General features: G+C 59.5%; 24 protein-coding genes and 4 tRNA genes. 20 read left to right on the top strand and 8 right to left on the bottom strand.

The features are described from left to right. Positions 1–105 precede the first annotated feature (105 nt). From MRY17_RS16825 to MRY17_RS16760, 14 genes are all read left to right on the top strand, one after another. The gene (locus MRY17_RS16825; protein WP_243352533.1) at positions 106–1,116 is read left to right on the top strand and encodes an aspartate-semialdehyde dehydrogenase; all 1,011 of its coding nucleotides are present in this window, start codon (positions 106–108) and stop codon (positions 1,114–1,116) included. 161 nt (positions 1,117–1,277) lie between these two features. Then, on the top strand, positions 1,278–3,815 hold the full coding sequence (locus MRY17_RS16820) for a FimV/HubP family polar landmark protein (RefSeq protein ID WP_243352532.1): 2,538 nt from the start codon (positions 1,278–1,280) through the stop codon (positions 3,813–3,815). Positions 3,816–3,985: 170 nt separating this feature from the next. Further along, positions 3,986–4,810: a tRNA pseudouridine(38-40) synthase TruA gene (gene truA / locus MRY17_RS16815; RefSeq protein ID WP_181283179.1), complete on the top strand. Its 825-nt coding sequence runs from the start codon at positions 3,986–3,988 to the stop codon at positions 4,808–4,810. A gap of 64 nt (positions 4,811–4,874) precedes the next feature. After that, complete coding sequence (locus MRY17_RS16810; protein WP_181283175.1) at positions 4,875–5,507, top strand: phosphoribosylanthranilate isomerase; 633 nt, start codon at positions 4,875–4,877, stop codon at positions 5,505–5,507. Positions 5,508–5,752: 245 nt separating this feature from the next. Continuing rightward, on the top strand, positions 5,753–6,673 hold the full coding sequence (gene accD, locus MRY17_RS16805) for an acetyl-CoA carboxylase, carboxyltransferase subunit beta (protein WP_181283174.1): 921 nt from the start codon (positions 5,753–5,755) through the stop codon (positions 6,671–6,673). Then, a complete protein-coding gene (gene folC / locus MRY17_RS16800; RefSeq protein ID WP_243352531.1) occupies positions 6,670–7,977 on the top strand; it encodes a bifunctional tetrahydrofolate synthase/dihydrofolate synthase in 1,308 nt (435 codons plus the stop codon). The genes accD and folC overlap by 4 nt, the downstream gene beginning before the upstream one ends. Next, a complete protein-coding gene (locus MRY17_RS16795) occupies positions 7,961–8,623 on the top strand; it encodes an SPOR domain-containing protein (RefSeq protein WP_065952920.1) in 663 nt (220 codons plus the stop codon). The genes folC and MRY17_RS16795 overlap by 17 nt, the downstream gene beginning before the upstream one ends. Positions 8,624–8,878: 255 nt before the next feature. Continuing rightward, positions 8,879–9,436: a CvpA family protein gene (locus MRY17_RS16790; protein WP_003234314.1), complete on the top strand. Its 558-nt coding sequence runs from the start codon at positions 8,879–8,881 to the stop codon at positions 9,434–9,436. Between the two features lie 40 nt (positions 9,437–9,476). After that, the gene (purF, locus tag MRY17_RS16785) at positions 9,477–10,982 is read left to right on the top strand and encodes an amidophosphoribosyltransferase (protein ID WP_181283171.1); all 1,506 of its coding nucleotides are present in this window, start codon (positions 9,477–9,479) and stop codon (positions 10,980–10,982) included. Between the two features lie 66 nt (positions 10,983–11,048). Next, positions 11,049–12,260: an O-succinylhomoserine sulfhydrylase gene (locus tag MRY17_RS16780; protein WP_243352530.1), complete on the top strand. Its 1,212-nt coding sequence runs from the start codon at positions 11,049–11,051 to the stop codon at positions 12,258–12,260. Between the two features lie 11 nt (positions 12,261–12,271). Then, positions 12,272–13,036 carry an SDR family oxidoreductase gene (locus tag MRY17_RS16775; protein WP_181283178.1) on the top strand — a complete coding sequence of 255 codons (765 nt, stop codon included), beginning with the start codon at positions 12,272–12,274 and terminating at the stop codon, positions 13,034–13,036. A gap of 161 nt (positions 13,037–13,197) precedes the next feature. Further along, positions 13,198–13,273, top strand: a tRNA-Val gene (locus MRY17_RS16770). A 55-nt stretch (positions 13,274–13,328) separates the two neighbouring features. Next, positions 13,329–13,405, top strand: a tRNA-Asp gene (locus tag MRY17_RS16765). Between the two features lie 105 nt (positions 13,406–13,510). After that, a tRNA-Asp gene (locus MRY17_RS16760) sits at positions 13,511–13,587 on the top strand. Positions 13,588–13,744: 157 nt separating this feature from the next. Here MRY17_RS16760 and MRY17_RS16755 read toward each other — a convergent pair. After that, complete coding sequence (locus MRY17_RS16755) at positions 13,745–15,028, bottom strand: NAD(P)/FAD-dependent oxidoreductase (protein ID WP_191955762.1); 1,284 nt, start codon at positions 15,026–15,028, stop codon at positions 13,745–13,747. 184 nt (positions 15,029–15,212) lie between these two features. Here MRY17_RS16755 and MRY17_RS16750 point away from each other — a divergent pair. From MRY17_RS16750 to MRY17_RS16740, 3 genes are all read left to right on the top strand, one after another. Continuing rightward, a tRNA-Val gene (locus MRY17_RS16750) sits at positions 15,213–15,289 on the top strand. 329 nt (positions 15,290–15,618) lie between these two features. After that, positions 15,619–16,221 (top strand): DUF6338 family protein, encoded by a 603-nt coding sequence (locus MRY17_RS16745; protein ID WP_243352529.1) that lies wholly within the window; start codon positions 15,619–15,621, stop codon positions 16,219–16,221. After that, a complete protein-coding gene (locus tag MRY17_RS16740) occupies positions 16,218–16,364 on the top strand; it encodes a hypothetical protein (RefSeq protein WP_164699508.1) in 147 nt (48 codons plus the stop codon). Before MRY17_RS16745 ends, MRY17_RS16740 begins: the two co-directional genes overlap by 4 nt. Positions 16,365–16,434: 70 nt before the next feature. Here the strand turns inward: MRY17_RS16740 and MRY17_RS16735 are convergent, their stop codons facing one another. From MRY17_RS16735 to MRY17_RS16725, 3 genes are all read right to left on the bottom strand, one after another. Then, on the bottom strand, positions 16,435–16,698 hold the full coding sequence (locus MRY17_RS16735; protein WP_243352528.1) for a hypothetical protein: 264 nt from the start codon (positions 16,696–16,698) through the stop codon (positions 16,435–16,437). A gap of 82 nt (positions 16,699–16,780) precedes the next feature. Continuing rightward, a complete protein-coding gene (locus MRY17_RS16730) occupies positions 16,781–17,083 on the bottom strand; it encodes a hypothetical protein (protein ID WP_243352527.1) in 303 nt (100 codons plus the stop codon). A gap of 235 nt (positions 17,084–17,318) precedes the next feature. Then, positions 17,319–17,606 (bottom strand): hypothetical protein, encoded by a 288-nt coding sequence (locus MRY17_RS16725; protein ID WP_243352526.1) that lies wholly within the window; start codon positions 17,604–17,606, stop codon positions 17,319–17,321. Between the two features lie 309 nt (positions 17,607–17,915). On the opposite strand from MRY17_RS16725, the gene tnpA reads away from it, so the two are divergent. The 3 genes from tnpA (at position 17,916) to tnpC (ending at position 20,195) form a co-directional block, all read left to right on the top strand. Next, positions 17,916–18,233: an IS66-like element accessory protein TnpA gene (gene tnpA, locus MRY17_RS16720; RefSeq protein ID WP_213627872.1), complete on the top strand. Its 318-nt coding sequence runs from the start codon at positions 17,916–17,918 to the stop codon at positions 18,231–18,233. Next, positions 18,230–18,565 carry an IS66 family insertion sequence element accessory protein TnpB gene (gene tnpB / locus MRY17_RS16715; RefSeq protein ID WP_243352525.1) on the top strand — a complete coding sequence of 112 codons (336 nt, stop codon included), beginning with the start codon at positions 18,230–18,232 and terminating at the stop codon, positions 18,563–18,565. Before tnpA ends, tnpB begins: the two co-directional genes overlap by 4 nt. Positions 18,566–18,626: 61 nt before the next feature. Beyond that, positions 18,627–20,195 (top strand): IS66 family transposase, encoded by a 1,569-nt coding sequence (gene tnpC / locus MRY17_RS16710; RefSeq protein ID WP_243352524.1) that lies wholly within the window; start codon positions 18,627–18,629, stop codon positions 20,193–20,195. Between the two features lie 115 nt (positions 20,196–20,310). Here tnpC and MRY17_RS16705 read toward each other — a convergent pair whose 3' ends face one another. The 4 genes from MRY17_RS16705 to MRY17_RS16690 form a co-directional block, all read right to left on the bottom strand. Further along, on the bottom strand, positions 20,311–20,604 hold the full coding sequence (locus MRY17_RS16705) for a hypothetical protein (protein WP_243352523.1): 294 nt from the start codon (positions 20,602–20,604) through the stop codon (positions 20,311–20,313). Between the two features lie 193 nt (positions 20,605–20,797). After that, positions 20,798–21,085: a type II toxin-antitoxin system RelE family toxin gene (locus MRY17_RS16700; RefSeq protein WP_431768370.1), complete on the bottom strand. Its 288-nt coding sequence runs from the start codon at positions 21,083–21,085 to the stop codon at positions 20,798–20,800. Then, a complete protein-coding gene (locus MRY17_RS16695; protein ID WP_181285462.1) occupies positions 21,075–21,362 on the bottom strand; it encodes a type II toxin-antitoxin system Phd/YefM family antitoxin in 288 nt (95 codons plus the stop codon). The genes MRY17_RS16700 and MRY17_RS16695 overlap by 11 nt, the downstream gene beginning before the upstream one ends. Positions 21,363–21,484: 122 nt before the next feature. Beyond that, entirely contained in the window at positions 21,485–21,823 is a 339-nt protein-coding gene (locus MRY17_RS16690; protein ID WP_243352522.1) for a hypothetical protein, read from the bottom strand. Positions 21,824–21,933: the final 110 nt, after the last annotated feature.

Genomic DNA, 21,933 nt, shown 5'->3' with positions numbered 1-21,933 from the left:
TGCCCCCGATGAGGCCCTCAGCCACACCACAAGCCCCGGGCCAATTGCCTCACCCCCCGCCACCCGGTAAAGTGCCGCTCCCCCGCAATGCCCGAGGCAACCCCCATGACCCAGACCTTTGAAATCGCCGTGATCGGCGCCACCGGCACCGTTGGCGAAACCCTGGTGCAGATTCTCGAAGAGCTGGACTTCCCGGTAGGCACCCTCTATTTGCTGGCGGGCAACAATTCCGCCGGTGCCTCGGTGCCGTTCCGGGGCAAGAACGTGAGGGTGAAGGAAGTCGATGAGTTCGATTTCAACAAGGCGCAACTGGCCTTCTTCGCGGCCGGCCCGGCGGTGACCCTGAGCTTCGCCCCTCGCGCCATTGCTGCCGGGTGTTCGGTGATCGACTTGTCTGGCGCATTGCCTGCCGAACAGGCGCCGCACGTGGTGCCGGAAGCCAACGCTCACGTGCTCAAAGGCTTGAAAAAACCGTTTCAAATCGCCAGCCCTAGCGCGTCTGCCACCCATCTGGCTGTAGTGCTGGCGCCGTTGCGTGGCCTGCTGGATATCCAGCGCGTAAGCGTCACCGCCAACCTGGCCGTGTCCGCCCTGGGCCGCGAGGCCGTCAGTGAGTTGGCCCGCCAGACGGCCGAACTGTTGAATGTGCGCCCGCTGGAGCCGACCTTCTTTGATCGGCAAGTGGCCTTCAACCTGCTGGCACAAGTCGGCACACCGGACGCCCAAGGTCACACAGCGCTGGAGAAACGCCTCGTACATGAGTTGCGAGCCGTGCTGGAAACACCTTTACTGAAAATTTCTGCCGCCTGCGTTCAAGCCCCGGTGTTTTTCGGCGATAGCCTGACAGTGTCGCTGCAGTTGGGTGCGCCAGCCGATCTGGCTGCGGTGAACAGCGCCCTTGAGAAGGCCCCGGGTATCGAGCTGGTCGAGGCGGGCGACTACCCGACGGCCGTCGGCGATGCGGTGGGCCAGGACGTTGTTTATGTAGGGCGAGTACGCGCGGGTGTCGACGACCCTGCTGAACTAAATCTGTGGCTGACGTCAGATAACGTACGCAAAGGCGCGGCGCTTAACGCCGTGCAAGTGGCGCAGTTGTTGATAAAAGGCCTTGCGTAAAAGATACTTGGCGTCAATTTGTAGATTGATTCTCACCAAGCGCTATGCTTGGCCCAAAGCGGAACACAAGCGCGTCGGTGACCTATCGGCTCGCCATGCCTTATGGCAGCGGTTACCAACCTTCTCGCAAGTCGGGAAGTGTTCAGACAAAGGATGAGGCTATGGTTCAAGTTCGCAAACTGGTGTTAGCAATAGCGGCCGCCTCGGCGCTGTCCTCCGGTATGGCGCAGGCGCTGCAACTTGGGGAGATGACCCTCAAGTCGAAGTTGAACCAGCCGCTGTCGGTGGAAATCGAATTGCTCGACGTCGGCGGCCTCACGGCGTCCGAGATTACCCCGAGCCTGGCGTCGTCCCAGGCGTTCGTCGATGCCGGTGTCGATCGCCAGGCCTTTCTCGACCAGCTTACCTTTACGCCAGTGGTCAATCCCAATGGCCGCAGCGTGGTGCGTGTCACCTCTGACAAGCCGCTGCCCGATTCCTATGTGCGCTTTCTGTTGCAGGTGCAGTGGCCTAATGGCCGCCTGATGCGTGACTACAGCGTGCTGCTCGATCCCGCCAAATTCGACCAGCCCACACCGGCTGCCAGCGCCCCGGCGCCGCGATTGAGTGCGCCGACCGGCACCGTGGCGGCCACCAGCAAGCCTGCGCAACATACCACCACGGCTCGCGACACTTTGTGGGAAATTGCCGAGAAAAACCGCAATGGTGGCTCTGTGCAACAGACCATGCTGGCCATTCAGGCGCTCAACCCGGATGCCTTTGTCGATGGCAACATCAACCGCCTGAAAACCGGCCAGGTCCTGCGTCTGCCGGACACCGTGCAAAGTACTGCGCTGGCCCAACCCCAGGCGATCACCGAAGTGGCTGCGCAGAACGCCGCCTGGCGCCAGGGCCGCCGTACCGCCAACCAGAAGGTGGCGGGCAAGGCCCAGTTGGACGCCACCAAACGCACCGAGACCGGCAATGCGCCGTCGAGCACCAACGCCAAGGACAACTTGAGCCTGGTGTCGGCCGAGGCAGCCAAAAAAGGTGCCGACGGCAAGGCGGGTGACAGCCGGGCGTTGAGCGACAAGCTGGCGATGACGCAAGAGCAACTGGACACCACCCGTCGCGATAACGAAGAGCTCAAAAGCCGCGCGGCAGATTTGCAAAGCCAGTTGGACAAGCTGCAAAAGCTGATTCAACTGAAAAACGATCAACTGGCCCGGTTGCAGGCCGAGAAGGGCGACGCAGCGGTGCCCGCGCCGGCAGCGGCGCCCGTGGTGGCGATGCCTGCGCCGTCAGCCGATGAACCGGCACCTGCCGAGCAAGCCCCGATTGCCGCACCGGCGCCCGAACCGGCCAAGCCGGATGCAGCGCCTGCTACCACCGAAGGCAAATTCAACGAGCTGTTGACCAATCCCATCGTGCTCGGTGTGCTCGGTGGCGCGGCCGTCATCCTGGCGTTGCTGCTCCTGCTGTTGTGGGTACGCCATCGCAACGCCCGTCTTGAAGAAGAGAAGCACCTGCGCATGGCGCGAGCGCTGGCTGAGGAGCCTGAGTTCACGTCGAGCCTGGAGCGCGACCTGCCCTCCGACAGTTTCGAAGGCCTGGAAGTGCCGCCGCCGAATGTTGCGCCCGCGCCTGCGCCTGCGCGCCCTCCGGTAGTTGAACCGGTCGTGCCTAGCGTCGCCTCCGTGCTTGCGCCGCTGGCGGTTGCGGTTGCCCCGCAGAATGCCAGCGATGCGCTGGCCCAGGCCCAGTCCCATATCGACCGTGGACACCTGAACCAGGCGGCCGATGTACTTGAGCAAGCGATCAAGCGCGAGCCCAAGCGCAGCGACCTGCGTTTGAAATTGATGGAAGTGTACGGGCTGCAAAATAACAAGGACGGTTTCGTCAACCAGGAACGTCAACTGGTGGCCAACGGTGAAAACCATGCCCAGGTCGAGCAGCTCAAAAGTCGTTTCCCGGCCATGGCGGTGTTGGCGGCAGGTGTAAGTGCCGCGGTGGCCGCTGCTGCCCTGGACGCCCAGTACGTCAAGGACTTGCTGGAAGACAAGCCGGCTGCGCCTGCGCCGGAGCCTGTGGATACCGATTTCGATCTGAGCCTGGACGAACTTGAGGCGGCGTCGCCGGCTGAGGTTAAAGACGATCAGCAGACATTCGAGGCGCTCCTTCAGCAGCAGACGGCAGCCAATGCCAGTGCCGACGACCTGTCGGACTTCGATCTGGATCTGCAACTGGATGCACCGGCGTCCGCGCAATCGGACGATGACTTCCTGTCCGGTCTCGAAGAACAGATCAAAGATGCGCCTGCCGTCGAGCCGCCGACCCTGGCCCCTGCGGCCCTGGATGACTTCGATTTGCCGGAAGATTTCGACCTCTCCCTGGCGGACGAGCCCGAATCGGCGGCCAAGCCGGATGCCTTCACTTCGGAATTGGATGACGTCAACGCCGAACTCGATCGTCTGTCCCAGAGCCTGGAGCATCCTTCCATCGAGCCGTCCTTCACCGCTGAAGATGCCGCGCTCGGTGACGATGAACCTGACTTTGACTTCCTTTCGGGCACCGATGAGGTCGCCACCAAGCTGGACCTGGCCCAGGCTTATATCGACATGGGCGATGCCGATGGTGCCAAGGATATCCTGTCCGAAGTGCTGACCGAGGGCAACGAGACCCAGCGCGGCGAAGCCAAGGAAATGCTCGGCCGAATCTGAAGGCTGATAGACGTCCACGGTGGGGGAGGGCTTGCTCCCTCCTGCAGGTGGCTGGGCATTCCTCCCCAACAAAAGCGCCCGTCGCGCAGCCGTCGCCTTTATAATGCCCGCCTTCGCGCAACTCATCAGGCTCTCAGTTCTTGGCAAATATAGATAACGCGGCCGCCGAAATGGCGGCCGCAGGCTTTTACCGCATCGCCCTCGGCGTGGAATACAAAGGCTCACGCTATCGCGGCTGGCAGCGCCAGGCATCCGGCGTGCTGACGGTGCAGGAAACCCTGGAAAATGCTTTATCGAAAGTCGCCGACTCGCCGGTGTCGCTGATGTGTGCCGGGCGTACCGACGCTGGCGTGCATGCCTGCGGTCAGGTGGTGCATTTCGATACCCAGGCTGAACGCTCGATGAAGGCGTGGGTGATGGGCGCCAATATCAACCTGCCCCATGACGTCAGTGTCACCTGGGCCAGGGTCATGCCGGCGCATTTTCATGCGCGCTTCAAGGCCATCGCCCGGCGTTACCGCTACGTGATCTATAACGATCAGATCCGTCCGGCGCACCTGAACCAGGAAATCACCTGGAACCACCGTCCGCTGGACGCCGAGCGCATGGCCGAGGCTGCGCAGCATCTTGTGGGCGTGCATGATTTCAGCGCGTTCCGTGCCGGCCAATGCCAGGCCAAGTCGCCGATCAAGGAAGTCCACCATTTGCGCGTAACCCGTCATGGCAAGATGATTGTGCTGGATATCCGTGCCGGTGCATTCCTGCATCACATGGTGCGCAACATCGCGGGCGTGCTGATGACCATCGGTACTGGCGAGCGTCCGGTGGAATGGGCCCGGGAAGTGTTGGAAAGCCGCGTGCGCCGTACCGGCGGGGTCACGGCGCATCCGTTCGGCCTGTACCTGGTGGAGGTGGAGTACCGCGACGAGTTCGAACTGCCGGAGCGTTTCATCGGGCCACACTTCCTCACCGGTTTCAGCGAACTTGGCGGCTGACGCCCGGAAAAGCTTTTGTTACCATCCGGGACTTTCTCGGTTCAATCCCTGAGGTTTCTACGATATGTCAGCCGTTCGCAGCAAGATTTGCGGGATTACCCGCATCGAAGACGCGTTGGCGGCGGTCGAGGCGGGGGCAGATGCGATTGGTCTGGTGTTTTACGCCAGGAGCCCGCGGGCGGTGAATGTGTTGCAGGCGCGGGCCATCATCGCCGCGCTGCCACCGTTCGTGACCACCGTGGGCTTGTTCGTCAACGCCAGCCGGTGTGAACTCAATGAAACCCTGGATGCCGTGCCGCTGGACATGCTGCAGTTTCATGGCGACGAAACCCCGGACGAGTGCGAGAGCTATCAGCGCCCCTATATCAAGGCGCTGCGCGTCAAGGCCGGCGACGATATCGCTGCAGCCTGTTCCGCTTATGCCGGCGCGCGCGGGATTCTGCTGGACACCTATGTCGAAGGCGTTCCCGGCGGTACGGGGGAAGCGTTCGACTGGTCGCTGATCCCGGCGGGCTTGAGCAAGCCGGTGATTCTGGCCGGTGGGCTCACGCCCTCGAATGTCGGCGCGGCCATCGAGCAGGTGCGGCCGTATGCCGTGGATGTCAGCGGCGGGGTGGAGCAGGGCAAGGGCATCAAGGATCACGCCAGGATTCGCGCATTTGTGCAGGCCGTGCGCAACAGCAGCGGTGCGATGTGACGGCTGGCAGTCTGCCGCCGTCCATAACTACCACTGTGTAAAACAGCACCGGCGCCGCCTGCGGGAGGCCCGGGAACAAAGTGGCAACCCTGCACTGGCAGGTTGTCTGGAAGGCTGAGGATGCAGGCGGGAAATGGCTGGTCGAACCTCTGACCCCGTCCCGGCGACATCATCGCCACATATGAATTTAGCTCAAGGGCATACGCGGGGCTGTGTTCAAGCCACCGGTACTGGAGAAAGAAAGCATGAGCAACTGGTTAGTAGACAAACTGATCCCTTCGATCATGCGTTCCGAGGTGAAGAAAAGCTCGGTTCCTGAAGGTCTGTGGCACAAGTGCCCGTCCTGCGACGCGGTGCTGTACCGCCCGGAACTGGAAAAGACCCTGGACGTTTGCCCCAAGTGCAACCACCACATGCGTATTGGCGCGCGCGCGCGTATCGACATCTTCCTTGATGCCGACGGCCGCAACGAACTGGGCGCTGACCTGGAGCCGGTCGACCGTCTCAAGTTTCGCGACAGCAAGAAGTACAAGGACCGTCTGCTCGGTGCGCAGAAGCAGACTGGCGAGAAAGACGCGCTGATTTCCGTCAGCGGCAACTTGCTGGGCATGCCGGTGGTGGTTTCGGCGTTCGAGTTCTCCTTCATGGGCGGCTCGATGGGTGCCATCGTCGGCGAGCGTTTCGTGCGCGCCGCCAACTATGCCCTGGAAAACCGCTGCCCGATGATCTGCTTCGCCGCCTCCGGTGGTGCGCGGATGCAGGAAGCGCTGATTTCCCTGATGCAAATGGCCAAGACCTCGGCGGTATTGGCGCGTCTGCGCGAAGAAGGCATTCCGTTCATCTCGGTATTGACCGACCCGGTCTACGGGGGCGTTTCCGCCAGCCTGGCGATGTTGGGCGATGTGATCGTCGGCGAGCCGAAGGCCCTGATCGGCTTTGCCGGCCCGCGCGTGATCGAGCAGACCGTGCGTGAAAAACTGCCGGAAGGTTTCCAGCGCAGCGAGTTCCTGCTGGAGCACGGCGCCATCGACCTGATCATTCCGCGCGGTGAGCTGCGGCCACGCCTGGGTAACCTGCTGGCGCAAATGATGGGCCTGCCGACGCCTGTCTACGTCGCGCCTAAAGTCGAGCCGATCGTCGTGCCGCCGGTACCGGCCAACCTATGACCCAACGTACCCTGGGCGAATGGCTCGCCTACCTTGAGCAGTTGCATCCGTCCGCCATCGACATGGGCCTGGAGCGCTCGCAACAGGTAGCGGCCCGCCTTGGGTTGGGGCGCCCGGCGCCGCGTGTGATCACGGTGACCGGCACCAACGGCAAGGGCTCGACCTGTGCTTTTGTCGCCGCGCTGCTGCAAGCCCAAGGGCTTAACGTCGGCGTGTACAGTTCGCCGCACCTGCTGCGCTATAACGAGCGGGTGCAGCTCAATGGCGTCGAGGCGAGCGACGCGCAACTCTGCGAAGCCTTCGCCGCTCTTGATGCCGGTCGTGGCGATATTTCCCTGACTTATTTCGAGATGGGCACCCTGGCGGCGCTGTGGCTGTTCGAGCGTGCGCAGCTGGATGTCGTGGTGTTGGAAGTGGGCCTGGGCGGGCGTCTGGACACGGTCAACGTGGTGGATGCCGACCTGGCGCTGGTCACCAGCATCGGCGTCGACCACGTCGATTACCTGGGCGATACCCGCGAATCCGTGGCTTACGAAAAAGCCGGGATCTTTCGCCCGGGCAGGCCCGCGCTGTGCGGTGATCTTGACCCGCCGCAACCCTTGCTGGACAAGGTGCGTGAGCTCGATTGCCCGTTCTACCTGCGCGGGCGCGACTTCAATGTCGATATCAGCGATGAGTATTGGCAGTGGTCCGGGCGCGATGCCCGCGGTCAGCAGATGGCGTTGCATGATCTGCCGCTGCTGAACCTGCCGATGGAGAATGCAGCGCTGGCGCTGCAAGCCTATCTGCTGCTGGATCTGCCATGGAATGTCGAGCAAATTGCCGCAACTCTGCTGGCAACGCGAATAGTGGGGCGCCTGGATCGACGCACCGTCGAGTGGCAAGGCAAGCGGCTTAACCTGCTGCTGGACGTGGGTCATAACCCTCACGCCGCCGAATATCTGGCGCAGCGGCTTAAGCGCGCGCCATTTTCCGGCCGGCGTCTGGCGGTGTTTGGCTTGCTGGCCGACAAGGATCTTGACGGCGTGGTTGCGCCGCTGCTCGGTAGCGTACAGTCGTGGGCCGTTGCACCGCTGGATACGCCGCGTAGCCGTGCGGCGGCTGAGCTGCAACTTGCGTTGCAGAACCTTGGTTCGCCGGTGACGTCGTATGCAAGCGTCACCGCGGCCCTCGAGGCGCAATGTGCGGTAGCGACGGCCGACGACGAGATTCTGTTGTTCGGATCATTTTATTGTGTTGCCGAGGCGCTCGAATGGCTGACCCGGCGCTCCACGGAGGAAGCTGCACATGGCATTACTCGATAGCGCATACAAGCAGCGAATGGTGGGAGCCCTGGTGTTGGTGGCATTGGCGGTGATTTTCCTGCCGATGCTGTTCTCCCGTCAGGACGAGCAGCGCCAGGTGGTGGTTGAAGCGCCCGCTGCGCCCCAGGCGCCGGTGGTCCCTCAGGTTCAGGTGGAACCGGTGGTGGTGCCTGAGCCGCAGGCGCTGCCTGAGCAAGAGCCGGTGCCGACCGATGCCGAGGTCGCTGCACAGCAGGCGCCGTCCATGCCGGTGCAGCCGAGTGTTCCGGTAGTCAAGCCGGCTCCGGCCGCGCCTGTCGCAGCCGCCAAGCCTGCTGCGCCGACGCCTGCGCCCAAGCCGGTCGCACCACAGCCTGCCGCACCGGGCAAGCCGGACGTAGGTCAGAGTCGTATCGACCCGAACGGGTTGCCGATCAGTTGGTCGATTCAAGTGGCCAGCCTGGGCAACCGCGAAGGTGCCGACGCCTTGCAGAAAAAGCTGCGTGCCCAGGGTTACAACGCTTATATCCGCAGCGCCGATGGCAAGAACCGTGTGTTTATCGGGCCGCTGATCGAGCGCGCCGAAGCGGATCGCCTGCGGGATTTGCTGGATCGTCAGCAGAATCTGAAGGGGTTCGTGACAAGGTTCCAGCCTGAGCGCGGCTAAGTTCCCTCGGTTTCAGTCTGAAATGCAGTCAAATGTGGGAGGGGGCTTGCTCCCGATAGCGGTGGATCAGTCAGTACATCTGTCACTGACCCACTGCTATCGGGGGCAAGCCCCCTCCCACATTGGTTTCCAGTGGTCTTGAAATTGTGTTCACACTGCCCAATTTATTGATTTGCAAAGCGCCCGCAATCACCGCTTACCGATAGCCCGGCGCTCTGCTAAAATGCGCCGCCTTATCCGTACGTAGGCTGCACTGTGCCATTTACCTGGGTTGATTGGGCGATCGTTGCAATCGTCGCCATCTCCGCTTTGATCAGTCTGAGCCGCGGCTTCGTCAAAGAAGCACTGTCGTTGCTGACCTGGATCATCGCAGGAGTCGTCGCCTGGATGTTCGGTGGTTCACTGTCGGTCTACCTGGCCGGGTACATAGAGACACCTTCGGCCCGCGTCATCGCGGGCTGCGCCATCATGTTCATCGCCACGCTGCTGGTGGGGGCGATGGTCAATTATCTTATTGGCGAGTTGATACGTGTCACCGGCCTCTCCGGGACCGATCGATTTCTCGGCATGGCCTTCGGCGCCGCCCGTGGCGCGTTGCTGGTGGTCGTGGCGGTCGGGCTGTTGAGCCTGGGGCCGGTACAGCAGGATGCGTGGTGGCAGGAGTCGGTACTCGTGCCAAAATTTCTATTGGTTGCAGATTGGTCCAAGAACCTCATATTGGGGTGGAGCAGTCAGTGGCTGGCCAGCGGAATCAGCGTACCCGCTGATCTTCCGTTCAAGGAACACCTCTTGCCGGCCAAAACGCCTCAGTAAGAGTGTTCAGTCAAGATTCATTAAGTAGGGGTTGCGTCGCATGTGTGGCATCGTCGGTATCGTCGGTAAGTCGAACGTCAATCAGGCGCTGTATGACGCGCTAACCGTCCTCCAGCACCGCGGCCAGGATGCTGCCGGTATTGTGACCAGCCACGACGGCCGGTTATTCCTGCGCAAGGACAATGGCCTGGTGCGTGACGTGTTCCACCAGCGTCATATGCAGCGCCTGGTCGGGCACATGGGCATTGGCCATGTGCGTTACCCGACGGCCGGTAGCTCGACCTCGGCCGAAGCTCAACCGTTCTACGTCAACTCGCCTTACGGCATTACCCTGGCGCACAACGGCAACCTGACCAACGTCGAACAGTTGGCCAAGGAGATTTACGAATCCGACCTGCGCCACGTCAACACCAGTTCCGACTCGGAAGTGCTGCTCAACGTGTTCGCCCATGAGCTGGCCCAGCGCGGCAAGCTGCAGCCTACCGAAGAAGACGTGTTTGCCGCCGTGATCGACGTGCACAACCGTTGCGTCGGTGGCTATGCCGTGGTGGCCATGATCACCGGTTATGGCATCGTCGGTTTCCGCGACCCCCACGGCATCCGCCCGATCGTGTTCGGCCAGCGTCACACCGACGAAGGTGTCGAGTACATGATCGCTTCCGAAAGCGTGTCCCTGGACGTACTGGGCTTCACGTTGATCCGCGATCTGGCACCGGGCGAAGCGGTCTACATCACCGAAGACGGCAAGCTGCACACCCGTCAGTGCGCCGTGGCGCCGAAACTCACTCCGTGCATCTTCGAACACGTCTACCTGGCGCGTCCGGACTCGATCATCGACGGCGTGTCGGTCTACAAGGCACGCCTGCGCATGGGTGAGAAGCTGGCCGAGAAGATCCTGCGCGAGCGCCCCGAGCACGACATCGACGTGGTCATCCCGATTCCGGATACCAGCCGTACCGCTGCGCTGGAACTGGCCAACCACCTGGGCGTCAAGTTCCGCGAAGGTTTCGTCAAGAACCGCTACATAGGCCGTACCTTCATCATGCCCGGCCAGGCGGCGCGCAAGAAGTCGGTGCGCCAGAAGCTCAACGCCATCGAGCTGGAATTCCGTGGCAAGAACGTGATGCTGGTGGATGACTCGATCGTGCGCGGCACTACCTGTAAGCAGATCATCCAGATGGCCCGTGAAGCCGGCGCGAAGAACGTGTACTTCTGTTCCGCTGCGCCTGCCGTGCGTTACCCGAACGTGTACGGTATCGACATGCCGAGCGCCCACGAACTGATCGCCCATAATCGTTCCACGCAAGACGTGGCCGACCTGATCGGTGCCGACTGGCTGATCTACCAGGACCTGCCTGACCTTATCGAGGCGGTGGGCGGCGGCAAGATCAAGATCGCCCAGTTCGACTGCGCCGTGTTCGATGGCAAGTACGTGACCGGCGATATCGATGACGCCTATCTGAACAAGATCGAGCAGGCGCGCAACGACTCGTCGAAGATCAAGACCCAGGCGGTCAGTGCGATCATTGATCTGTACAACAACTGAGTAAACACCGGCCCTGAGGGGCCGGTTTTGTATGTTAAATAACGCATTTGAGTAAGGAGTCGCAGCATGAGTCAGGAATGGGATGCCGGTCGGTTGGACAGCGACCTCGATGGCGTAGCTTTCGATACCCTGGCTGTGCGCGCCGGCCAGCACCGTACCCCGGAAGGGGAGCACGGTGACCCGATGTTTTTCACCTCCAGTTACGTGTTTCGCACGGCGGCCGACGCCGCCGCGCGCTTCGCTGGTGAGGTGCCGGGCAATGTTTACTCGCGCTATACCAACCCGACCGTGCGTGCGTTCGAAGAGCGCATTGCCGCCCTGGAGGGGGCTGAGCAAGCGGTGGCCACGGCGACCGGCATGGCGGCGATCCTGGCGGTGGTGATGAGCCTGTGCAGCGCCGGCGACCACGTGCTGGTGTCGCGCAGCGTGTTCGGTTCGACCATCAGCCTGTTCGAGAAGTATTTCAAGCGTTTTGGTATTGAAGTGGACTACGTGCCCCTGGCGGATTTGTCCGCCTGGGATGCGGCGATCAAGGCCAATACAAAACTGCTGTTCGTCGAGTCGCCGTCCAATCCGCTGGCCGAGCTGGTGGATATCGCCGCGCTGTCCGAAGTGGCGCACGCCAAGGGCGCCATGCTGATCGTTGATAACTGCTTCTGCACCCCGGCCCTGCAACAGCCGTTGAAGTTGGGCGCGGACATCGTGGTGCATTCGGCCACCAAGTTCATCGACGGCCAGGGCCGTTGCATGGGCGGTGTGGTCGCCGGTCGCAGCGAGCAGATGAAGGAAGTGGTGGGCTTCCTGCGCACCGCTGGCCCGACCCTGAGCCCGTTCAACGCCTGGATCTTTCTCAAAGGCCTGGAAACCCTCAGCCTGCGCATGAAGGCCCATTGCGCCAACGCCCAGGCCATGGCCGAGTGGCTGGAGCAGCAGGACGGCATCGAGAAGGTGCATTACGCCGGCCTCAAGAGCCATCCGCAGCATGCATTGGCTCAGCGCCAGCAACGCGGTTTCGGCGCGGTGGTGAGTTTTGAAGTGAAGGGCGGAAAAGAGGGTGCCTGGCGCTTTATCGATGCCACGCGCCTGATCTCGATCACCGCCAACCTGGGTGACAGCAAAACCACCATCACGCACCCGAGCACCACCTCCCACGGGCGCCTGGCGCCGCAGGAGCGGGAAGCCGCGGGTATCCGTGACAGCCTGATTCGCATCGCGGTCGGGTTGGAAGATGTGGCTGACTTGCAGGCTGACCTGGCCCGTGGGCTGGCGGCCTTGTGATCGAGTGGTCCATGGAGGCCGCAGCGGCCAGTAACGGGCGCGTTGCGCTGGTGACCGGCGCGGCGCGCGGCATTGGCCTTGGAATCGCGGCGTGGCTGATCAGCGAAGGCTGGCAGGTGGTGTTGACCGACCTGGACCGCGAGCGCGGCTCCAGGGTGTCCAAGGTGCTGGGCGAGAATGCCTGGTTTATCACCATGGACGTGGCCGACGAGAAGCAAGTGGCCCAGGGTGTCGCCGAGGTGCTGGGGCAGTTTGGGCGCCTGGATGCGCTGGTGTGCAATGCGGCGGTGGCCGATCCGCACAATATCACCCTGGAAAGCCTCGACCTGGCTTACTGGAACCGCGTGCTGGCGGTAAACCTCAGCGGGCCGATGCTGCTGGCCAAGCACTGCGCGCCGTACCTGCGCGCCCATGGCGGCGCTATCGTCAATCTGGCCTCGACACGGGCTCGCCAATCGGAGCCCGACACCGAAGCCTACGCGGCGAGCAAGGGTGGCCTGCTGGCGCTGACGCACGCCTTGGCGATGAGCCTGGGACCGGAGGTACGGGTCAATGCGGTCAGCCCCGGCTGGATCGATGCGCGTGATCCTGCTGCGCGGCGGGCCGAGCCGCTTTCCGATGTTGACCATGCGCAGCATCCGGCTGGCCGGGTAGGGACGGTGGAGGACGTGGCGGCCATGGTGGCGTGGCTGCTGTCGCGCCAGGCCGGGTTTGTCACCGGACAGGAGTTCGTGGTGGACGGCGGCATGAGCAAGAAGATGGTTTACGAGCAGTGAGCAGCAGCTTCAAGCGGCAAGCTGCAAGTGAAAGCAAATTTGGGTGGCTTTTGACTTGTAGCTTGTGGCTTGCAACTCGAAGCTGTTTTTGAAAAAAACTCAATCCTGCTATTGACTTAGGTTCGCTACCTGCGTAAATTTCGCGGCCTCAACGAAGCAAAGGGTGATTAGCTCAGCTGGGAGAGCATCTGCCTTACAAGCAGAGGGTCGGCGGTTCGATCCCGTCATCACCCACCACTTCTTGAGAGTTTTGCCCAAGGGCAAGACGCAACGTTAAAGGTTGCACCGACGCGCAGCGGTAGTTCAGTCGGTTAGAATACCGGCCTGTCACGCCGGGGGTCGCGGGTTCGAGTCCCGTCCGCTGCGCCATATTTTACAGGTCTGATTTTTCGGATTTGAGATTGAACAGCTGAAGCTGATCGATCAGATGTTTAAAGGTGATTGAGGCTTCATGCTCAATCAGCCAAGCGATACGCAGCGGTAGTTCAGTCGGTTAGAATACCGGCCTGTCACGCCGGGGGTCGCGGGTTCGAGTCCCGTCCGCTGCGCCATATCAGCTTCAAGGCCCACTGAACGCCTTGAAGCACAAGCAAAGCCATTGGCTGACCTTGATTCGATAGCAAAGACCCTGGTCGAAAGACCGGGGTTTTTTGTGTCTGCGATTTGGCTGTTCAGACGAGGAGCCGGCGAACCGGCTCCCGTTTTTCATCAAAAACCCAGCTTATCCCGCAGCCCGTAATACCACGCGCCCATTGCGGCAAACGGTGTGCGCAACAGCTGTCCACCCGGGAACGGGTAGTGGGGCAGGTCGGCAAACGCATCAAAGCGTTCGGCCTGGCCTCTCAAAGCCTCGGCGAGGACCTTGCCGGCCAGGTGCGTATACGTCACGCCATGGCCGCTGCAGCCTTGCGAGTAATAGATGTTGTCGCCGAGGCGGCCCACCTGCGGCAAGCGCGACAGGGTCAGCAGGAAATTACCGGTCCAGGCGTAGTCGATCTTCACGTCCCTGAGTTGTGGGAACGCCTTGAGCATCTTCGGTCGGATGATCGCTTCGATATTTGCCGGGTCCCGCGCGCCATACACCACGCCGCCGCCGAAAACCAGGCGCTTGTCGCGGGTGAGGCGGTAGTAGTCGAGCAAGTAGTTGCAGTCTTCGACACAGTAGTCCTGCGGCAACAAGGTCTTGGCCAACTCATCACCCAGCGGCGCGGTGGTGATCACCTGAGTGCCGCACGGCATCGATTTCGCCGCCAGCTCCGGCACCAGGTTCCCCAGGTAGGCATTGCCCGCAACAATGATGAACTTGGCTCTGACCTTGCCTTCGGCGGTATGCACCACCGGGTTGGCACCGCGTTCGATGCGTACGGCGGCCGATTGCTCATAAATCGTGCCGCCGAGGGATTCGACGGCCGCCGCTTCGCCCAATGCCAGGTTGAGCGGGTGGATATGTCCGCCGCTCATGTCCAGCAGGCCGCCTACATAGTTGTCACAAGCCACTACTTCGCGGATACGGCGCTCGTCCAGCAATTCCAGTTGCGTATGGCCGTAGCGCTCCCACAGGCGCTTCTGTGATTCCAGGTGGCCCATGTGCCTGCTGTTGAGGGCGGCGAACACACCGCCGTCCTTCAGATCGCACTGGATCTGATATTTGGCCACGCGCTCACGAATGATCCTGCCGCCCTCGAAGGCCATTTCGCCCAGCAACTGCGCCTGCCCGGGCCCGACGCTGCGCTCGATGACGTCGATGTCGCGGCTGTAGCTGTTGACGATCTGCCCGCCGTTACGACCGGACGCACCAAAACCTACCTTGGCGGCTTCCAGGACCGTTACGCGAAAGCCGTTCTCGAGCAGAAACAGCGCGCTGGAAAGCCCGGTATAACCGGCACCAATCACACAGACATCGGTTTCGACCTCACCTTGCAACACCGGGCGCGGCGCAACCGCGTTCGCGGAGGCGGCGTAATACGACTGGGGGTAGGGGGTGTTCGCCATCCTGGAACCTCTGTTTTATATTTTTTACGAGTGCGGCGATCCTACCTGAGTTGAAAAATGCCTGCCAGCCGCCCGTAATTCGCGGGCGTCTGACCCGCGGATAAATAATTCGCATATTCATAGGGTTAGCTGCAAAAAAGATGTTGACACCCCTACGGAATTCCGTAGAATGCCGCCTCACAGCAGGCACGTAGCTCAGTTGGTTAGAGCACCACCTTGACATGGTGGGGGTCGTTGGTTCGAGTCCAATCGCGCCTACCAAACAAAATCCGCTCTGCTGGGCGGTCTAGAGGGGTCATCGGAAACGGTGACCCCTTTTTGCTTTCTGCGATTTGCAAAACTTTTGCAAAACCCTCACCTCAGAACGCCAATCCGGCGCCCACCTCGACATCGTTTGCGTCGAATAGCTCCGCCCACAGACGACTGTGGCCAATTTTTTTATAGCTCATCTATCTTGCCTCCCTGCTTTTTTTTGGAGGCATAACGCTACTACGCAGTGACCTAACCCAGTTACTGGCATTTCATCCACGCTGGATGCCTGGACAGGGCCGGGGTAATCTAACAGCCTGGATCAATATGGATGTTCTCCCATGGGTGAAATCGCAGGAACGCTGATGCCAATCTTGCAGGCTTTGCTGCCGGGTTTTTTGGCCATGGTGGTGTTTTATTGGTTAGCTGACGCGAAGAAACCCGGCCAGTTTGAACAGGTGATTCAGGCGCTCATCTGTACTGGCTTGATCAAGATTCTGGTAGATGGCATAGCCGTTACCGCTGTTTGTATTGGCCATTGGGGCACGCTTGGGGCATGGACTGAGAATGTTGCCACGTCTTGGGCGGTCGCCCTCGCTATTGGATTTGGACTTGCTCTAGCCTATTTCTCACGCCACGATGTTTTATACAAGTTTGCGCGGAAGGTTGGACTGACGGCCAAGGCATCCGTTGGTGAGTGGAGGTATGCTTTCTTGCGCTTTCCTGATCGCGGAGTGGTGCTGAGTCTTAAGGACGGACGCAGGCTGATGGGCTATCCATTGGCCTGGCCGGCGGAACCGGAAAGCGGGCATTTTGTTATGGAATTCCCCACATGGGTGGTTGGTGAGGAACTGGTGCCGCAGGACGGAGTAACGTATCTACTTATTGCCAACAGTGATGTTCAATGGGTCGAATTTCTAGAGCCTCAAGGAGACGCAAAATGAATGATCAACAACCAAAGCATCACATTCTGGAGCGCAAACACGTCAATGACGGGATGAATGTGAATCCTGACCGGACGAGAAATGTGCTGCCTGCTCAGGCACCGAAAGCGCCACCACCTGCGCCTTCCCCCAAGAAAGACTGATTCACTTCTAGCTCAGCTCCGCGCTGGGCTTTTCGCATTTGGCGGGCATGAAAAAGCCCGGTGGACTGGGCTAGTCTTCGACTGCGTCAGGCTGCTGCTGATCGAACAGCTCGCTCAGCATTCTCGCGTGCTTGCGCTGCGTGACGGAGTAGAAAATTTTTCTGCCGAGCAGAATGCTCATCATGCTATGAGCTGAAATTAGCTGCCTCGTTGGGATTGAGATCTCTATGGTCGTGCCATCGCGGGTGTCGGTCACTTCCAGCTGGTAGGACTCAATCAAGTCGCCGCGCTTGGTGTGGCCCAGGCATTTGAATGTGAGGGTGTGCTCTGTCATTTGGTCACCGATGGTCGTAGTCCAAGGTCTGCATACACAAAGCCCCATTCTATACGGTATAGAATGGCGCTTTGTGTATGTACTACAGCTTGTTCAAAAGGTCTGCGAAGGCCCAAAGCAATGTACCAATCGAGGCAACAAAAAATTCATGCTTCTGTATTTTCTTTCTAATCGTTTCAATCATTATTTCTTTTGCAAAAATTAACCGTCGACGGTGTTCTCGATCAAAGATAAGCGAAAGCTGTTCATCGGTCGTGTCATCGGTCACTCCGTACAGATAGCGACGATTCATTATTTGATTGAAAACAGTCTGAGCGGTTATTCCTTCTGTGAGCTCCATCGTTTTGTTCGCGAATTGCTCAGGCAGCCCTGTAACTTCAAACATCAACGCCAAAAAACAAGTAGTGCACCGAATCGTGCTAGCCACATCCAGTCGCTGAAGTGCACGCTTAAGCCGACCCCAAATGCGAGTGCGAGTGTTGTAAGGACGTAAGCAAAAAACACATAATGTGTAGGGATCTTGAATGCCTCTGCCGCTACAGCATCGGCTGATTTTTTACTCATGCTGTGAACGTTTCCTCCTGAAAGTGCGCGAAAAGACGGGCGGCCGGGCTTGAAGTTTAGTCGTACGCAGACTCTAGGGTACTAAGATCACCCATAGCCCAGGCTCTGTGGGCTTCGAACGTGTGTCCATTGGTTTCGTCAAAGCCAAGCGCGGCAGCAGAGTGCCATCGGACGCCGATAGCTTTCTCTTTAGCATAGCTGTTGAGGCGTTCGTCATTGTCGAGGTCCTCAACCAAACCGCGAATGGCAGCAAAAAGCGATGCACGCTCGAAGATTGTTTCTGCGTTCTTGAGTTCGTCCACAAGCATTCGGAGAGCTTCGACGCGGGCTTTGATATGGCTCATCGGTCGCTCCAATAGATGAAGGTCACTTGCACTTTTGCGTCCTTTGTTATGTCACCGTCCAGAATTTTGATCGCATGACGTGGTGGGGTGACGCTTACTGAAACCAGGTTATCTTCGGTAATCCCAAATTCTGACGCGCGCTCGTTGAATTCTTGAAGAATTTCCTGAACGCTCAGTCCGATAACTTCGTGACTTTGTAGTTTTCGCATGTAAGGGGCCGGCGAACACACCTTCCGACCTTGGCCAATAAGGGTGATTGTGTCCGCGTAATTTTAAGCGGACGCAATTACCCTTAATGTCAGGATCGCCATGCGTGAACGTAAGTCCTATTCAAAATCCTTCAAAGCCCAGGTCGTCCACGAGTGCCAGCAGCCTGGTGTTTCCGTGGCGGCTATTGCGATGAGTCACGGTATCAACGCTAATGTCGTGCGCCGTTGGCTACCGCTTTATCGTGATCAACAGACAATCGCGCTGCCAGCTTTCATTCCTTTGAAAGTCGAACCACAGCGAAAAACCGAAGCGTTGGCGATCATCGAGTTACCACTTGGCCAACAAACGCTCACGGTAAAGTGGCCAACTTCCGATCCCGAAGGATGCGCCCGATTCATCCGTGGGCTCGCTCAATGATCCGCATCGACTCCATCTGGCTCGCCACTGAACCGATGGACATGCGAGCGGGCACCGAAACCGCATTGGCCAGAGTGATCGCGGTGTTCGGTGCGGCGAAGCCGCACTGTGCTTATCTGTTCGCCAATCGCCGAGCCACACGGATGAAAGTGTTGGTGCATGACGGCTTCGGTATCTGGCTGGCTGCTCGCCGCTTGAATCAAGGCAAATTTCACTGGCCTGGCATTCGTCATGGCTCTGAAATGGAACTGGATACCGAGCAACTTCAGGCGTTGGTGCTGGGCCTGCCATGGCAACGCGCGGGCTCCGGCGGCGCGATCACACTGCTTTAGCGGCTGCCATTAGCCTATCGGTCTATCGCCGCGAATAGTCTGGTCTGGCAAAATCGGCACCATGACTTCGCTCCCCAATCTCGATCACCTGACCCCTGAACAACTGCGCGCTTTGGCGGCGCAGTTGATACAGCGTGTCGAGACACTCGACCAGCAAGTCGAGACGATGGGCAAGACGGTCGAGACCATGGGCAAGAAGATCAACCGCGATCAAACGGTGATCGAGAAGCTGACCCACGAAATCGCCCAGCTCAAGCGCTTGAAGTTTGCCAAGCGCAGCGAGCAGATGAATCCTGAGCAGGCCAGCTTGCTCGATGACCTGATCGATACCGATATCGCGGCGATTGAGGCCGAGCTTCAAGCCTTGCAAACCGCGCCAGCGGCGACCGAGAAAAAGCAAAAGCCCAAGCGCACCGCGTTGCCGGCAGAGTTTCCACGCACGCTGATCCATCACGAACCGGACAACACCCACTGCCCATGCGGCTGCGCCCTCAAGCGCATCGGTGAGGACGTCAGCGAGAAGCTGGACTACACGCCCGGCGTGTTCACCGTCGAACGCCATGTCCGTGGCAAGTGGGTATGCGATGAGTGCGAAACGCTGATCCAGGCACCCGTTCCGGCACAGGTCATCGACAAGGGTATCCCGACCGCCGGGCTGCTGGCCCACGTCATGATCGCCAAGTTTGCCGACCACCTGCCGCTTTACCGCCAAGAGTCGATTTTCGGTCGAGCGGGCCTGGCGATTCCACGTTCCACTTTGGCTCAATGGGTTGGCATTACCGGCGTGCAGTTGCAGCCCTTGGTTGACGCGCTGCGCGATGTGGTGCTTGGGCAGCAGGTCGTCCACGCTGATGAAACACCGGTGCAGATGCTTGCGCCAGGCTCGAAGAAAACGCACCGTTCCTATGTTTGGGCCTACGCCACCAGCCAGTTTTCGGACGTGGCAGCGGTGGTTTATGACTTCAGCCCCAGCCGCGCCGGAGAACATGCTCGCAACTTCCTGCAAGACTGGAAGGGCAAACTGGTGTGTGATGACTTTGGCGGCTACAAGGCCAGTTTCGAACTCGGTGTGACCGAGATCGGCTGCATGGCCCATGCCCGGCGCAAGTTCTTCGAATTGCACGCCACCAACAAGAGCATGCTCGCCGAGCAGGCCCTGCGCTACATCCAGTTGCTGTACGAAATCGAGAGCGAAGTCCGCGATCTGGAGCCGGATTTACGGCGCCGAATACGGCAAGAAAAAGCCGTCCCGGTGATGGATAGACTGCATACCTGGATGATCGCCCAGCGCGACCTCGTGCCTGAAGGTTCGGCTATTTGCAGAGCACTGGATTACAGCCTGAAACGCTGGGCAGCGCTGTCGCGCTACCTCAGTGATGGGGCGGTACCTATTGACAATAACTGGGCAGAGAACCAGATCCGGCCGTGGGCGCTGGGACGCAAAAACTGGCTCTTCGCTGGATCGCTGCGTAGCGGCAAACGAGCGGCGGCGATCATGAGTCTGATCCAGTCTGCGCGGCTGAATGGCCATGATCCGTATGCCTATTTGAAGGATATCCTCATGCGTTTGCCGACGCAGCGGGCGAGTGAGATCGATCAGTTGCTGCCGCATAAGTGGCAGCCGGTCTAATCACGCAAGGCGTGATGCCCGGACGCATACTTTCGCATTGCTTTCTTCCTTCATGACCGGCGAGGTGTAGGCACTGGTTGTGAAAAGCCCGGCAGGTCGGGCGGGGGTCTATTAGTTACTTAAAATTCCGCTCAACGAACAATCCGTAGCAGCGTTTCGCTACCGTCGCAAAATACAAGCCACTCAGAGCAACCAAGCCTAGAAAGGCGAAGACCATGACCGCTTCCAGCGTCAGTCCGTTTTGTTTGGACCAGATGATCACGTCCTCAGTAACCGTCTTTGCCACCCACAGGTAGTAGGCGCCGGTCGCAAAACTTGGTAGGCCGATTAGTATCAGCGTCCAATCATTTAGCTCCGCCCAGAGCTTTTTTTTCTTACGGTTGTTCCATGCAGTCTTAAGAAATTTCATAGCGACTTACTCCATGTGGTTTGCTGAAAGAGGGAGGAGACCCTGGGCTTTGGCCTATCGCTTGCGCTGAGTGCATTTATCGAGAAGTGGGCCGTCACCGCAATGAGGATTCCAGCCGTGGGGCAACTACGTGCCGGTATATCGCAACGGCATATCTGCACTTGATGCCTCCCACGGGGCGCATTGCGTGTTCCTATCGCTTCCCCGCCTGCTCGTACACGGAGCTGCGCTCACGTTTACCGACGGCCAACACGAGGATGACAATTCGCTCATCTTCAACGCGGTACACCATTCGGTAGCCGGCGCTGCGCAATTTGATTTTGTAGCAATCCTTCATACCGTGAAGCGCGTCACTTGGCACACGCGGTCCGGTCTGGCGCTCCTGCAGCTTTTTCAAAAACTGCAGGCGGATAGTGCCATCGAGTTTTCGCAATTCTTTCAATGCTTTCGGATCCCACTGGACGGTGTACTCAATGGCCATTGGCGATATCCGCCTCCGCCTCGCCAATAAGATCGTCGAGCGCTATTTGAACGGGTGTTTCGTTGGCTTCGAGACGAGCCTTGACCAGTTGGACCAGCTCCAGCTCGTCCAGGCGTTCAACCATTGCTTCATAGACGTTGGCAGGGACCATGTAGCCCACGACGCGGTTGTGGTTTAACACGGCCACGGGCAAGCCATTGGCGCCACTCAATACTGAGGAGGGGTTCTTCTTCAGTTCAGATACGCTGACGGCCACGTCAGCCAGAATATTTTGCACAGATTAGCCTCCTGAATAGGTCTTTATTCTGGTCTTTTTCTGCGCAAGCTGCAAACACTCGGAGCCTTTGTTCCAAGCTGTGCTGGGCGGCTGAAAGGTCTCACTGGGAGGTGAGCCCTTTTTTATTTTCTGGAATTCGGGCAGTGCCTCGCCAGCGACATCTTGCGGTGTACTTGGGACGCTGGCATCTCGCTCAACAGAAAAGCGTCGCCACCGACAGCAGACAAATGATCTGGACCACCATCTGGCAGCGTATCTCGCCAATTGCTGTCGCCATACTGCTCATCTGACCGGCATACATAGCTGGAGCCCTCATTGTCGGCAATAGCACCGTGGATGCTGCGCAAGAGCATCATTGCTGAGTATAGGGTGAATCCCGAATCCCTCCAGTTGTCGATTTCGGCAGCGCCAATCTCGACAAGATTTATTGGTCTGCAGCAACAATTTTTCTTGTTGGACACCTCCCGCCTCAAGGCAGCAAAGTTGCCGCCACTGCTCGACCTTCCGGGTCAACAATAAAAAAACCGAGCCGACTGCACGCCACTTTCATGCTGTGAGCCTTTTGCTTGCA

The sequence above is a fragment of the Pseudomonas orientalis genome (assembly GCF_022807995.1).
GTDB lineage: Bacteria > Pseudomonadota > Gammaproteobacteria > Pseudomonadales > Pseudomonadaceae > Aquipseudomonas > Aquipseudomonas orientalis_B.
The sequence above is the reverse complement of the archived record's forward strand: the minus strand, read 5'-3'. Positions and strand labels throughout refer to the sequence as shown.

Bases quoted from the DNA above. Each gene is read 5' to 3' on its own strand.
- MRY17_RS16740 (WP_164699508.1), top strand. From the start codon at position 16,218: ATGAATGATCAACAACCAAAGCATCACATTCTGGAGCGCAAACACGTC.
- MRY17_RS16700 (WP_431768370.1), bottom strand. From the start codon at position 21,085: ATGGCCATTGAGTACACCGTCCAGTGGGATCCGAAAGCATTGAAAGAA.
- folC (WP_243352531.1), top strand. From the start codon at position 6,670: ATGACCCAACGTACCCTGGGCGAATGGCTCGCCTACCTTGAGCAGTTG.
- tnpB (WP_243352525.1), top strand. From the start codon at position 18,230: ATGATCCGCATCGACTCCATCTGGCTCGCCACTGAACCGATGGACATG.
- MRY17_RS16810 (WP_181283175.1), top strand. From the start codon at position 4,875: ATGTCAGCCGTTCGCAGCAAGATTTGCGGGATTACCCGCATCGAAGAC.
- truA (WP_181283179.1), top strand. From the start codon at position 3,986: ATGGCGGCCGCAGGCTTTTACCGCATCGCCCTCGGCGTGGAATACAAA.
- MRY17_RS16745 (WP_243352529.1), top strand. From the start codon at position 15,619: ATGGGTGAAATCGCAGGAACGCTGATGCCAATCTTGCAGGCTTTGCTG.
- tnpA (WP_213627872.1), top strand. From the start codon at position 17,916: ATGCGTGAACGTAAGTCCTATTCAAAATCCTTCAAAGCCCAGGTCGTC.
- accD (WP_181283174.1), top strand. From the start codon at position 5,753: ATGAGCAACTGGTTAGTAGACAAACTGATCCCTTCGATCATGCGTTCC.
- MRY17_RS16755 (WP_191955762.1), bottom strand. From the start codon at position 15,028: ATGGCGAACACCCCCTACCCCCAGTCGTATTACGCCGCCTCCGCGAAC.
- purF (WP_181283171.1), top strand. From the start codon at position 9,477: ATGTGTGGCATCGTCGGTATCGTCGGTAAGTCGAACGTCAATCAGGCG.
- MRY17_RS16775 (WP_181283178.1), top strand. From the start codon at position 12,272: ATGGAGGCCGCAGCGGCCAGTAACGGGCGCGTTGCGCTGGTGACCGGC.
- MRY17_RS16730 (WP_243352527.1), bottom strand. From the start codon at position 17,083: ATGTTTGAAGTTACAGGGCTGCCTGAGCAATTCGCGAACAAAACGATG.
- MRY17_RS16780 (WP_243352530.1), top strand. From the start codon at position 11,049: ATGAGTCAGGAATGGGATGCCGGTCGGTTGGACAGCGACCTCGATGGC.
- MRY17_RS16795 (WP_065952920.1), top strand. From the start codon at position 7,961: ATGGCATTACTCGATAGCGCATACAAGCAGCGAATGGTGGGAGCCCTG.
- tnpC (WP_243352524.1), top strand. From the start codon at position 18,627: ATGACTTCGCTCCCCAATCTCGATCACCTGACCCCTGAACAACTGCGC.
- MRY17_RS16735 (WP_243352528.1), bottom strand. From the start codon at position 16,698: ATGACAGAGCACACCCTCACATTCAAATGCCTGGGCCACACCAAGCGC.
- MRY17_RS16705 (WP_243352523.1), bottom strand. From the start codon at position 20,604: ATGAAATTTCTTAAGACTGCATGGAACAACCGTAAGAAAAAAAAGCTC.
- MRY17_RS16825 (WP_243352533.1), top strand. From the start codon at position 106: ATGACCCAGACCTTTGAAATCGCCGTGATCGGCGCCACCGGCACCGTT.
- MRY17_RS16725 (WP_243352526.1), bottom strand. From the start codon at position 17,606: ATGAGCCATATCAAAGCCCGCGTCGAAGCTCTCCGAATGCTTGTGGAC.
- MRY17_RS16820 (WP_243352532.1), top strand. From the start codon at position 1,278: ATGGTTCAAGTTCGCAAACTGGTGTTAGCAATAGCGGCCGCCTCGGCG.